Below are 14,182 nucleotides of genomic sequence, written 5' to 3'. Positions count from 1 at the left end.
ATGTTGGGGCGACCAGACATTTTCATTGGCTCCTTTACTTCTTACATAAGTCTATCACATCTTTAAAAAAATGGTATTACTCTAGCGTGCAGGATTTTTACTCTCCCCTCGCTCAACTCTGCCAATTGCCCCCAGAGTTTGATTTTCCTAGAAAAGAATTGTCCCAGTGGTTTCATTACATTGGCCCTTTAAAAGACCCCTCTGGTTTAGAACCTGTATCTTTCTCCTCTATTTCTTTTCCTTTTGAAAAATTGACGGGTCAACCTTTGATTTATGCTTCTCTGGGAACTTTGCATTCATCGCAAATGGGAAATTTTCCAAACTATTGCCGAGGCTTGTTTGGGGAACGGCGCACAAACAGTCATATCTCTAGGAAACCCTAATATCCAAGATTTCGCTCTCGATTTACCGGGTTCACCTTTAGTGGTTCCCTACGCTCCTCACCAACAGTTAATCGAAAAAGCAGCTTTAGTTATTACTCATGCTGGGATGAATACGACTTTGGCAGCTTTAAGCAGCGGCGTCCCTCTTGTGGCTGTTCCTATTACTAACGAGCAGCCCGGTATCGCAAGTCGTATCGCCAGAACTGGTGCAGGTGAGGTCGTACCTCTGGTACGCCTAAATGTTCCTCGGTTGCGCGATGTCATCCGTCGGGTATTAGCAGAGGATTCTTACCAACAGAATGCCCGCCGGTTACAAGATACTATTCGTCATGCTGGCGGTGTGACTCGCGCTGCGGATATTATCGAACAAGCGGTTTCTACGGGTCAGCCTGTTAAAGCTGATGTTCGCTAAGAGGATGTTTTAAAAGGGTCGTTTGACCTCATAGTTGGCACAAAGAAGCATCTAAGTATGGGCCCAAAGCTTGATTTATCGTCTCAGTTAAGCCCAATCATCAGGGCTAAATTATACCTGACCGGACTTTTAAAACATCCTCTAACCCCAAAAACCCGGTAGTATACCAAATTCTCTTTATCTCCCAGCTATTGGCGACCTTAAAAGAGCCGCCGCATTAATAAGAAATACCCTCGACGGATGCAGCAATGCAGTAAGTATGCAAAACTTTGGAGCGTCAGGTCGGTATACACCAAGCATGAAAATAGAGGGACACGGACAAGCAAAAATCCTTACCCAAGAGGAAATCGAACTCTTGTTCAACGAAGGTTTGCTCTTCGACCGAGATCGCACCTTGTTTGGAGTTTGTCTGTACACCGCCTGCAGCATTGCCGAAGCGTGCAGCTTGAAAGTCATCAATGTTTTCACCCCGGCAGGTGTCATCCGCTCCGAAACGATTATCCGCTTTCGTCAACACCAAAGGCAAGCTCGCCACCCGCACTATCCAGATCGTTCAAGAGTTGAGGCTGCTGTTAGAAACCTACAAAAACATCTTTCACACCCCTACCTGTTCCCCAGCCGCCACCTCAACCACCGCTGGAAGCACGCAAACCCGGAGGCCGCCTCTCACCTGTTCCAAGAAGCCTGCGAACGAGTCGGCATCACCGGCGCTTCCACCCACAGCCTCAGAAGGTCGGCGCTTACACAGATGAGCAACGCGGGTATCCCATTGCGGATCGTTCAAGAAATCAGCGGCCACCGCAACGCCAGAACAGTTGCAGCGCTACGAAAGAGGTTGGGCCAGAACAAGTCAGAGGAGCGATCTCTTCACTTTCCATGCTTTCTAACACTGGAAAACGCTCGTTACCCCGTTGGCAGCGGTCTCCTAGTTTATGACGAGCGCCCCCAACCGCCGCAATCGCTCCCTGTCTACCTACCAGTGCAGTAATGCAGCAAGTTTGACCGACTCCGCTGTCGGGTCGGGTATGAACCACAGGTCGCACGCCAACGGTCACACGAAGTATGGGTGGGCCGTGAGCTCAGTTTGCTTGATCGAGCGATAAAGAGTTTGTAATTGAGAAAATTGGCGTTAATTCAGATCGAACCGATTGGTATTTGTGATATGACTGAAATATAAGAAGGAAGCAAGCTAACTCACTATGAGGTTATGAAGCAATGAATGTTAACAGCGCCGCTCAACTTCTGCAAACAGGCTTTCGCACCGCATTAGGAGCAAGCAGCGCGATCGCGGAACTGCTCCATAACCCGCAAAAATTAGCAGACATCCTCGCAAAACCGCCGCAATCGCCAGATCTGCTCCTCCAAGACCTTGCTGCCAGAGGCGAAAGCATAGAACAAGAAGCACATAAATTTGGTGAGACATTTTTATCGGGCGGCAGTAACCGTTCAAAACCTCCACAATATATTGAACGAGCTAACGAGCAATGTTTTCTACAACCCTACGATATCAAAGGTACAAACCTCTACGGATTTGTGTTAGAAAGTTCTTTGCACCAACTACAGAATTTGTGCGACAAATACCTCAATAATTTAACCAGCCCACAAGTCGAGTACCGCCCAGCCGCAAACTATATCATACTAACCTTTGGAACTATAGATTCCCTGGCTTCTAGAGAAAAGCCCGACAGAGATCGCGGTTATATCGACGAGCAGGAAGTTGTGATTTGGATGTTGACTATGGTCGGGAAACAATGCGGCCCAGTCTTTAAAATAGACCGTTTTGCTTGGTTCGTCCCCTACATATTTGTCAGCAATTCACCGGCTTTAGTTTCAGGGCGCGAGGTATACGGCATCCCGAAGGAAATTGGTGGCTTCAAAATTCCCCCAATTAATAATCACTTGCAAGAACCCTTCAGTTTGCACACTTATACGTGGAAAACTTTAACGGCCCAAACAGAAGCCCAATGGCAACAGCTAATCAGAGTATCGTCCAAAAATAATGTAGAGAGCAAAAACCAATTACCTAAAAATTGGGCTAGTTATTCCGAAGCAGTAACTAACATCACGCAGTTACTTTTCGCGAACGACGGCATCATTGAAGTTCCAGGTTTGTGGCTGCCGCTGAATTTGTTAGAATACTTGCTCAATGCAGAAATTCCTGTAGTCATGCTCAAGCAGTTCCGCGATGAAGAAAACGGGAAACAAGCTTGCTATCAAGCTATCGTAGAAATTCCCATGAAAGTGTCAAAGTTTCACGCAGGGCGACTCCTAAGTTTTGATTCTTTTGGCTCTCAGTTCGAGGTGGCAATCTACGATTTTGCCAGCCACCCTATTGTCAAGGAACTGGGACTTTATAAAGGCAGCCTACAAACAGAACAATCAGTAAACATAAAGCCGAAGTTGGCTTTCTGGCTCAACTTTGATTTCACAGTCGAAAATGGTACTGCGGTTTGGAAAGCGCATTCTTAGGCTACCCTTTCTGTGAGTCAGCTTGTTAAAAAGTGGACAACAATAACTTGCCATTCTTGCATAACAGCATTGGCACGCCACTTCCCTTTTGAAGGATATACTTTTGAAGCTAGATAATACAAATAAACACATGACCTCAGCATCCAAACTCAAAAAAATTGCCATCTTGGGAGGGGGAGTAGCTTCCCTAACTACTGCATTTGAACTCACCAGCCAGCCGGGATGGAATGCCCTCTACGATATTACCGTGTACCAGCAGGGCTGGCGTCTCGGAGGTAAGGGTGCATCAGGACGCAATGTGGAGGCGAACCCCCCCTACCACGAACCTACCTACCGCATTGAAGAACATGGATTGCACATTTTCTTTGGATTCTACGAGAATGCTTTTCGATTGATGAAGCAGTGCTACGACGAATTAGGAGAAGACGGCCCCTTTTTGAGCATAGAAGATGCCTTCAAGCCTCACAGTCTCATAGTTCTCGAAGAATATATTAACGGTCGCTGGGTTCAGTGGCCGTTCAACTTTCCCACGAATAAATTGCTTCCTTGGGAAGGAGGGGGCTATTTCTCGATGTGGGAGCATATCTGCTCCCTGCTCAAATTGATGCACGATGGATTTGAAGGTTCAAACTCTTTAAAATCTCAGTGTTCAGCTAACCGATTATCCAGTAATCAGCAAATCCCGAACTGGTTAGAACTTCTTGCCAAACAGATAGATATTGGCGGGGAAACTCTTAAACTCACCTCAGAAATCGCACCGCTTCACCTTCCCGACCAACTGGTGCAGTTACTTCTCAAAGAACCAGCCCGCTGGTGTCAGTGGTTGGAAAATGCGATGAAACAGATAGGAACTACCTTAGACACTATTGATTTAACATCAGAAGGAACATTTCTCGATTTGGCCTACAAGTTAGCAAAATCCATGCCGGACGATACCCGCACTCATCGTCCCGAACACCACAAAATCATTCTTAAGCTTGTAGAGCAATTTATGCAGCGGTTGAGAAGCTCTATCGAGGCAGAAATTGAGCAAGATGACGATACATTTCGGATTATAGTTTTGTTAGATTTAGCATTTGCCAACCTTCGGGGATTGTTTGTAGATGAAGTAATTTATTCTGGTTCTTTAGACTCTTTAGACGAATATGATTATAGAGAGTGGCTGCAAAAACACGGAGCCGGGAAAACCAGCATCAATTCAGCATTTATCCGCGTTTTGTATGACCTTGTTTATGCCTTTCCAGGGGGGAACGTTCATCAGCCCAGACTAGCAGCAGGCACAGCAATCCGTATCCTAACAACCGTAATTTTCCAGTACAGCGGGGCGATTATGTGGAAAATGCAAGCTGGTATGGGAGATACGGTTTTCGCCCCGCTTTATAAAGTGCTGAAACGTCGGGGTGTCAAATTTGAGTTTTTCCACCGCGTGAAACAGTTGCACCTTGACGATTCGCAGCAGTCGATTGTTAGCATTTCTTTGGGACGCCAGGTGAATCTCAAAGAACCATTGCGAGAATATGATCCGCTGATTAAAGTTAAGAGACTTCTCTGCTGGCCGAGCCAACCCCGCTACGAGCAAATTGTAGAAGGTGAAGAACTCCAGCAACAGCAGGTAAATTTGGAGTCTTTTTGGACTCCGTGGCAAGATAAGGAAACCCCAATCACTCTCAATGTTGGAGAAGATTTTGACTTGGTAATTCTCGGCATTTCTCTAGGAGCTTTACCCTTTATCTGCGGCGACTTGATTAATGCTGAAAAAAATCCCGCTCATCAAAAATGGGCGTTGATGGTGAATCAAATCGAAACAGTTCCAACTCAAGGCGGACAGTTGTGGCTTAAATCTAATTTACAGCAGTTGGGATGGAGGGGGGGCCCTCCTGTGGTCGGTTCTTATGTAGAACCCCTCGATACTTATGCCGATATGAGTGATTTGATCCAGCGCGAAAATTGGTCTTCCGAACATTATCCCTACAATCTTGCTTATTTTACAGGCGTAATAGCAGACTCAGGAATTCCTCCCAGCAGCGATCGCGATTTCCCCAAAAGGGAACAGGAGAAAGTGGAACAACAGGCGATTAACTTCCTCGAAAACCAAATTGGCAACCTGTGGCCTAAAGCCACCACCCCAGAAAATCCTCAAGGGTTAAATTGGGATTTGCTTGTCGATCTAAAAAACCAGCAGGGACAGAAACGTTTCTATTCCCAATATTGGCGAGTCAACATCGATCCTTCAGAGCGTTACGTGCTTTCTGTTCCCGGAAGTACAAAATATCGGCTCAAAACCGATGAATCAGGCTTCGCTAACCTCTACTTGACGGGCGACTGGACCGACAACGGTTACAATTCCGGCTGTGTCGAAGCAACCGTTATGTCAGCTATGCAAGCGGCCCGTGCTATTTTAAAACAAATTTTTGAGATTGAGTATGCAAAACAAATTATCGGTGAGAGGGATGCTTGGTTCTGACACCTGTGTTAGGGTGCAGCAGCAATGAATTTACAGCGCTCGAAGCGAAAAAAAAGCTAACACCGAAACGGAATAATATCTTTAATTACCGAGCGATACGAACGACAGGAGAGAGATTGCGATCGGCAGAACTCGGGTCAGAAGTACGTTGTTGCCCTTGTGCGCTCTTTGAGAACCCCCGCCCAACAACGTACCTCTCCAGACTCTGCTGGGGCGAGATCCTCCGCAACTGTCGGCAGTATTGCCCGATAAGAGTGAATATTTAAACAGGGCTTACCTCCAACAGCAGAAGGCTCAACCTTTCGTAGGGGCAAGTCCCCTCGGGTTGCCCCCTGCCTGCGGTGATGTTGCGTAAATTCTGTTAAAGCCGCTATAAACCAATACGCTTGGGTTAGTGTTAAAAAACCGATCGCGCTACGGTTGGGAACTCCTTGAACGAACCCTCCGTTTCACTCTCGGGAAACATTTTCGCTATAATTTTCCTTAACTGAACCGTATTGCACTATAAACGAATTATTAATTACCAAAAAATATGCTAAAACTTCCGGGATACACAAATTTTCAAAAAATTAATGAAGGCGTTAAAACAGTTGTTTATCGGGGGCTGAAGCTTCAGAACGAACAGCCTGTTATTGTTAAGCTACTACGCTCTCAGTATCCACATCCTATTGAGGTTGCTAATTTAAAGTATCAATATGAAATAGCGAAAAACTTGAACATCCCAGGAGTTGTTAAGTGCTTGGGGCTGGAAAGATACCAGAACAGCTTCGCCTTAATTATGGAAGATTTTGGCGCTCAATCTTTAAATTACATCCTTGCTTCTCTCAAGAACGATTTTATCGGCTTTCTCCGAATAGCAATTCAGTTAGCGGAAACTTTAGGGCAACTCCACAAACAGCAGATCGTTCATAAAGATATTAAGCCGCCCAATATTATTGTCCATACTGCCACTTTGGTGGTTAAAATTATAGATTTTAGCATTTCTTCTCGCCTGGGCACAGAAAACCAAACAATTAACAATCCTAATTGTCTGGAAGGCACGCTAGCCTATATATCCCCAGAGCAAACGGGCCGGATGAATCGGTCGATTGACTATCGTACCGACTTTTACTCTTTGGGTGCAACCTTTTATGAAATGCTGACAGGTTCCCTACCTTTTGCAGCCACTGACCCAATGGAATTGATTCACTGCCATTTAGCAAAGCAACCAGTTCCGCCGATTCAGTTAAATCCAGAAATTCCCCAAGCAATTTCTGACATCGCGCTCAAATTATTAGCCAAAACAGCAGAAGAGCGGTATCGAACTGCTGAGGGACTAAAAGCCGATCTAGAAAATTGCCTAACTCAGCTACAGGAATTCGGCACAATTTCACCATTCATTGTAGGGTCTAAAGATTTATCCGGTCAACTGCTGATCCCGCAGAAACTCTACGGCAGGGAAGAAGAGGTAGCTGTATTAATGGAAGCGTTTGAACGAACCAGCCTCGGCACAGCCGAAATGATGCTGGTCAGCGGTTATTCGGGAATTGGCAAATCTTGCTTAGTGAATGAAGTTCACAAACCTGTTGCAGCCAAGCGGGGGTATTTTATTGCTGGTAAATTTGACCAGTTTAAGCGCAATATTCCTTACGCTTCGCTGATTCAAGCTTTCCAGTCACTCTTGCGACAGCTATTAACAGAAGATTCTGAAAAAATAGCTGTTTGGAAAGAGAAGCTTTTAACGGCACTGAGTCAAAATGGTTCTCTAATTATTAATGTTATTCCCGAACTTGAACTGATTGTCGGTCATCAGCCAGAAGTACCGCAACTGAGCTCCTATGAATCCCAAAACCGCTTTAATCGCGTTTTTCAACAGTTCTTCAAAGTCTTTTGTCAACCCGAACACCCCCTCGTTCTTTTCCTAGACGACTTGCAGTGGGCTGATTCGGCATCCCTCAAATTAATCCAACTGCTGATGAGCGATCGCGACAGCCAATATCTGTTAACGATCGGAGCTTATCGGGATAACGAAGTCAATCCAGCTCATCCCTTAATTCAGACATTAGAAAAGATTCGAGAAAGTGGGGCTGCCATCCATAATATTACTGTTAAACCTTTACAGCTAAACCATGTCAGGCAGCTAATTGCAGACACGCTCAACGAATCTCTCGAAGCTAGCCGTATACAATCTTTCTCAGAACTGCTTTTCAATAAAACCCAAGGCAATCCCTTCTTCTTGACTCAACTGCTAAAAGTGCTAGATTCCGAACGACTGCTAACTTACGACACTTTTATCGGTATTTGGCAGTGGGATATCGAACTTATTCAAACCATCGGCATTGCGGATTGCAATATCGTTGAACTGATAGCAAAGAATATTCTAAAGCTACCACCATCAACGCAAAAAATCTTAAAATTGGCGGCTTGCATCGGCAGCACTTTTAATTTAAGCGTTTTGGCAATTGTGAATGAAGAGTCAGAATCGGTTACTGCTTCTGCTCTGTGGCCGGCACTTCAGTCTGGTTTAATTTTGCCTCTAAGTGGAAACTACAAAATCCCGCTAGTTTTTCAACAGGATGAACTGGGCGAACTTATTCTCAGCGATTCCAGGGTAGACTACAAGTTCTTGCACGATCGCGTGCAGCAAGCCGCTTATTCTTTGATTCCCGAATCCGCTCGAAAATCGACTCACCTGAGCATTGGCAAACTTTTGCTGCAAAATACCAGCCCAGAAGACAGAAAAGAAAATATCTTTGCTCTGGTCAATCAACTTAATTTTAGCGCTGACTTAATAGTTGGGCAAGTAGAAAAAGATGAACTAGCTTTCCTAAATCTAATTGCCGGTCAGAAAGCAAAGGCAGCGACAGCTTACGAATCTGCTGCCAGGTATCTAAATATTGGTTTGGAACTCCTTGCTGCTAATAGCTGGCAGAGTCAGTATGAATTGACTCTCAACCTCCATGTAGAAGCAGTAGAAACAGAATTTTTAAACACCAATTTTAAGCACTCTGAACTACTAGCTGACGCTGTTTTACAAGAGGCAAAAACCCTACTCGATAAAGTAAAAGTATACGAGCTAAAAATTCAATCTTATGTCGCTCAGAACCAGCTTATTAAAGCTATTGATACGGGTTGGGAAATATTGTCCATGCTGGGGGTTTCTCCCAAATTGCTAGAAGACGGGAATGCCTCTGTAAAATTGCCTTTGCTGACAGATTTAGAAAATGTTCCAGAAATGAACGATCCTGATAAGCTGGCGGCGATGCGGTTGCTGATGACTATCTCAGCTCCCGCTTCTATTGCCAAGCCTGAGATGGTTTTGCCCATCGTATTGACTCAAATTAATCTCTGCATTGAAAACGGTCATTCAGCGCTAGCAGCTTACGCTTACAGCATTTATGGCTTGCTCCTATGTGCAGCACTCGGAGATTTAGAGACGGGATATTATTCCGGTCAAATAGCTTTGAAGCTGTTAGAGCAATTTAATGCTAAAGAACTCACAGCTAAAGTATACACTCTGTTTAACGTTACTATCAGACATTGGAAAGAACACGCTAGGGAAACAATAGATGCTTTGCAATTCGGGGTGCAAAGCGGTTTGGATACTGGAGATGTAGAATATGCTGGCTATTGTGCTTTGAACTCTTGCGCTCATATATTTTTAATTGGCAACTACCTAGAATCTGTAGAGTCGCGCCAAGCTCATTATCTCGATTTACTGCTGAAACTCAAACAAGAATTTGGGCTCTACTACATTAAGATATGGAGGCAGCTAGTTTTGAATCTTTTCCGACCTACTGCTGACAAATGTTGCTTAATTGGCGAGAGCTTTGATGAAGTAGAAATGCTGCCGCTCTTAGAAACAGCAAATAACCAGATATCCCTTTTTGCTGCCTATCTTGCTAAAGCAATTCTATCTTACTTATTTAAAGAGTTTGCTGCTGCCATTGAAAATGCTTCACTCGCTGAAAAATATAAAGCAGCAGCACCCGGACACATGACGGTTGCCGTTCACAATTTCTACTATTCGCTAGCTCTTCTGGCTCAGTATCCCGATGTACGAGCTCAAACTGAATCTGGGAGGGAGAGCGAGCAACAAGAAGCTCTGGCTATTGTGGAGTTGAATCAAGAAAAAATGAAGGGCTGGGCTTACCGTGCTCCGGCTAATTATCAGCATAAATACGATCTGGTTGAGGCAGAAATAGCGCGGGTGAAAGGGCAAAATTGGGAAGCGATGGAGTATTACGATCGCGCCATCGCGGGAGCTAGAAAACAGGGGTACGTTCAGGAGGAAGCTTTAGCTTACGAACTGGCGGCTGAATTTTATTTAAGGGCCTCCAGAGAGGAGATCGGTCAGACTTACATGGCATCAGCATACTACGGCTACGCTCGGTGGGGAGCGAAGACTAAGGTTGCAGATTTGGAGTCAAGATATCCTCCGCTTCTTTCTCTGATATCTGCTGCTAAGAACGCCAGCTTTGAGAGAACTACCCCTACAGAAACTACAACAGTTACAAACAATACAACAGGTAATTCTTTCCTCGATTTAGCAACAGTAATGAAGGCTTCGCAAGTTTTAGCGAGCGAAGTTGTTTTGAGTAAATTGCTAGAAAAATTGCTAAAAATTATGATGGAGAACGCTGGCGCCCAAAGCGGTTTTTTAATTTTAGCAAAAAATGGCGACTTGTTAATAGAAGCGTCTGGTTCTGTTGAACGAAATCGGATCGTAGTACAGCAGTCGCTTCCAATCGCTTTCAGTCAGGATTTGCCATTGTCTCTAATAAATTATGTAGTCCGAACGAAAAGAGATGTTGTTTTAGATGATGCCGGGAGGGATGAACTATTCAAAAATGATATTTACATTGTCAAAAACAATACTAAGTCTATTTTATGTACGCCTATTATTAATCAAGCTACTTTAATTGCTGTGCTTTATTTAGAAAACAATCTGGCAGCGGGTGTTTTTACAGCAGAAAGGCAGGAAGTTTTAAAGCTTCTTTCTACTCAAGCTGCGATTTCTTTAGAAAACGCTTTTCTCTATAAAAACTTGTCGGCAGCTAATGAAAAATTGCAGGAGTACAGCCAGACTTTAGAGGCAAAAGTGCAAGATAGAACGCGGGAAGTTACAGAAAAAAACGCGCTCCTGCAGCAGGAAATTAGCGAGCGAATCTCTACTGAATCAGCTTTGAGGCAGTCAGAAGTGCAGTTAAAAGAACAAGCAGTTCAGCTAGAAAATGCTCTGAGCGAATTGCAGCAGACTCAGGCTCAAATGATTCAAACTGAAAAAATGTCAAGTCTGGGACAGCTAGTTGCTGGAATTGCCCATGAAATTAACAATCCGATTAATTTCATTTATGGCAATCTTACTCACGCCACTGAATATATGCAATATTTGCTGCAAATAATCAATATTTACCAGCGAACCTACCCGAATCTTACTCCTGAATTGGCAGCAGTAACAGAGGAAATTGAACTTGATTTCCTCCAACAAGACTTGCTGCAAATTCTGAAGTCGATGAATGTTGGAGCCGAGCGCATCCGCAATATTGTGATAGGTTTGCGGAATTTTTCGCGCCTTGCAGAGAGCGAGATGAAGCGGGTTGACATTCACGAAGGGATTGAGAGCACGCTGCTGATTTTGCAGCACCGCCTGACGAGAGCGTTAAAGCTGGGGGATGGAAATGATAGCGGCGACGAGGGAGGCATTGCGAGCAGAGAAATCCAAGTTGTTAAAGAATACGGGAACCTGCCTTTAGTCGAGTGTTCTGCTGGAGAACTCAATCAGGTGTTTATGAATATTCTAGGCAATGCGATCGATGCGCTGGTACTGTTGGATAACCAACAGTGTCCAACGCCTGCGATTCGGATTCGCACAGAGGTAAAAGGCACTAGCGCCATCGTCTCAATTGCAGACAACGGACTTGGAATGAGTGAATCAGTCCGCGTGAGGGTATTCGATCCCTTTTTTACAACTAAGCCTGTAGGTTCGGGCACTGGTCTGGGCTTGTCTGTTTCGCACTCAATTATCGTACAAAAACACGGCGGTTCGCTAACGTGCATTTCAGCACCGAGGGGGGGAGCTGAATTTGTTTTGGAGATTCCCCTATCTCGGGGTATATAGACGTTATGTTAGTACATGATTTAGTTGAGTTCTGAGTCCAATTTGGAGCTACAACAGTAACAGCAGGTTGTCAACCAATTTTAGCAGTGCATCGACCCATTTAGTATCCTTAATCCTACTACTTTTGTTAAGCTAATTGCTCCGATAAATGTGAATGAGTGCACCTTTACTGCGTTAGCTGCACTTGGGCTAATTTATGACGCTCGCCCTCAGCCACCGCGTTAAGAAATACCCCCAGACCGGTGCAGTAATGCAGTAAGTATGCAAGACTTTGGAGCATCGGGTCGAGTATACACCAAGCATGAAGATAGAACGGCACGGGCAAGCAAAAATACTCACGCAACAGGAAATCGAACTGCTGTTTAACAAAGGTTTGCAAACCGCTCGCGATCGCACGCTCTTCGGAGTTTGTCTGTACACGGCTTGTCGGATTGCCGAAGCTTGTTCCCTGGAAGTCATCGATATTTACACTGCCAGAGGTACAGTCCGCCCTACAATCAACTTCCGCAAGGGCAACACCAAAGGCCAGCTCCAAACTAGGACGATTCCGGTCATTGAAGATTTGCGATCGCTTCTGACATCTTGGAAACCCCACGCGGGTCAGACTTATTTATTCCCTGGTCGCCACCCTTCTCACCACTGGAAGCATCTGCATCCCGACTCAGCGGACAAGGTTTTGAGAAAAGCGTTCGAGCAGGCCGGCATCGAGGGAGCCTCCACCCACAGCTTCCGCCGCACTGCCCTGACTCAGATGAGCAACGCCGGAATTCCGCTGCGGATTATTCAAGAAATCAGCGGTCACAGCAACCTCGAACAGTTGCAGCGCTACTTAGGGTTTGCTGAAGCAGTTGCAAAAGTAAACACTGTATGAGTTGTGTTACCCTAAAAAGGTGGAAGGGTGCAAGAAAAACAGATATAATGACTCAAAACCCGTGCATCACCACCTGCGCTAGTGTACAGAAAAGCTGAGCTTGCCCCAAGCCCCCCATCCGACTTTAAACTACCCTTTGAAGGAAGGTTGTCAGCAGATAACCGTTGGGTAAAGATGGCAGAACTTATCCCGTGGGATGAATTTGAAGCAGAATATGCTAAAAATTTCCCGACCGAAATGGGCGCACCCGCGAAATCATTTCGGATGGCATTGGGGGCATTAATCATCAAAGAAAAACTGGGAATTAGCGATAGAGAAACAGTAGAACAAATCCGTGAAAACCCGTATCTACAATACTTTATCGGTCAATCAATCAACAGCAATGAACTGCCATTTGACCCGTCGCTATTAGTTCATTTTCGGCAACGAATTAGTGCGAATCTAATTAATAAAGTGAACGAACGCCTGGTGGAAAAAATGCGCGAAACCATCGCAGTCAAACCCGAAAAAAAAAAGGATTCGGACGCAAAAAATGAAGCACCCAATCAAGGAAAATTAATCGTAGATGCGACCTGTGCTCCAGCGGATATTAGCTATCCGACGGACTTAGGGCTATTAAACCGAGCCCGAGTTCATACCGAAAAAATCATCGACATTCTCTATAAATCCCTGAAAGTAAAAATTAAGAAAAAACCCAGAACCTACCGAAAAATAGCCAGAAAAGACTACTTAGCAGTAGCCAAACAAAGAAGACCATCCCGCCACAAAAAAAACAAGCAATTAAAAAACAACTGCAGTATATCAAAAGAAACCTCGCTCATATTGAACAACTAATCGAATCAGGTGCCCCTCTACAAAGTCTGACCAAAAAACAATATAAAACCTTGCTAGTCCTCACAGAAGTCTATCGCCAACAACTGTGGTTATGGTCAAATAACAAACAGAGCATAGAGGACAGAATAGTAAGTTTAAGCCAACCCCATATCCGTCCAATTGTCAGAGGAAAGGCTGGGAAAACCGTAGAGTTTGGAGCCAAACTATCAGCGAGTTGCTTTGAAGGATATGTATTTTTAGACCGGATAAGTTGGGATAATTTTAACGAATCGGGAGAATTTAAAGCCCAAATAGAAGCATTTAAAAGCTACACAGGATACTACCCAGAATCAGTCCATGCCGATCGCATTTATCGAACCAGGGAAAACCGAGCTTGGTGTAAAGAAAGAGGAATTAGAATGAGTGGACCTCCCTTAGGAAGGCCACCAGCATTTGTGAGTAAGGAAAGCAAGAAACAAGCCTGGGAAGATGAGAGAATTAGGAATGCAATTGAGGGCAAATTTGGACAAGGAAAAAGAAGATTCAGCTTGAATCGAGTGATGACAAAACTTGATAATACTTCTGAAACAGCTATTGCTATTACTTTTTTAGTAATGAACCTTTCTACCTGGTTAAGACGGGTTTTTTGTGTGTTTTTATGTCAAAAACC

Annotated in this window: 7 protein-coding genes; all 7 read left to right on the top strand. The window is 44.6% G+C overall.

Annotation, left to right across the window (positions count from 1 at the left end; genetic code table 11):
* Window positions 1-273 precede the first annotated feature (273 nt).
* Window positions 274-795, top strand: a complete 522-nt coding sequence (locus QUA99_RS29825) for a nucleotide disphospho-sugar-binding domain-containing protein (RefSeq protein ID WP_333244264.1) — start codon at window positions 274-276, stop codon at window positions 793-795.
* A gap of 259 nt (window positions 796-1,054) precedes the next feature.
* Window positions 1,055-1,783, top strand: a complete 729-nt coding sequence (locus tag QUA99_RS29820) for a tyrosine-type recombinase/integrase (protein WP_333343629.1) — start codon at window positions 1,055-1,057, stop codon at window positions 1,781-1,783.
* Window positions 1,784-2,010: 227 nt separating this feature from the next.
* Complete coding sequence (locus QUA99_RS29815; RefSeq protein WP_333244259.1) at window positions 2,011-3,264, top strand: hypothetical protein; 1,254 nt, start codon at window positions 2,011-2,013, stop codon at window positions 3,262-3,264.
* Between the two features lie 130 nt (window positions 3,265-3,394).
* Window positions 3,395-5,728 carry an NAD(P)-binding protein gene (locus QUA99_RS29810; protein ID WP_333244256.1) on the top strand — a complete coding sequence of 778 codons (2,334 nt, stop codon included), beginning with the start codon at window positions 3,395-3,397 and terminating at the stop codon, window positions 5,726-5,728.
* A gap of 532 nt (window positions 5,729-6,260) precedes the next feature.
* Window positions 6,261-11,828, top strand: coding sequence for an AAA family ATPase (locus QUA99_RS29805; protein WP_333244253.1), 5,568 nt, complete (start codon window positions 6,261-6,263; stop codon window positions 11,826-11,828).
* A gap of 301 nt (window positions 11,829-12,129) precedes the next feature.
* Window positions 12,130-12,699: a tyrosine-type recombinase/integrase gene (locus tag QUA99_RS29800; protein ID WP_333244250.1), complete on the top strand. Its 570-nt coding sequence runs from the start codon at window positions 12,130-12,132 to the stop codon at window positions 12,697-12,699.
* An 81-nt stretch (window positions 12,700-12,780) separates the two neighbouring features.
* Window positions 12,781-14,182, top strand: a protein-coding gene (locus tag QUA99_RS29795) for an IS5 family transposase (protein ID WP_333244246.1) whose coding sequence is annotated in 2 segments (ribosomal slippage) — window positions 12,781-13,459 and window positions 13,459-14,182 — 1,403 coding nt annotated over the 2 segments. Because the reading frame shifts where the segments join, the coding sequence is not laid out codon by codon here. This gene is flagged as partial in the annotation.

It is taken from the genome of Microcoleus sp. F10-B2 (assembly GCF_036704965.1).
In the GTDB taxonomy this organism is placed as follows: Bacteria; Cyanobacteriota; Cyanobacteriia; order Cyanobacteriales; family Microcoleaceae; genus Microcoleus.
This window is presented reverse-complemented; position numbering and strand designations above follow the sequence as displayed.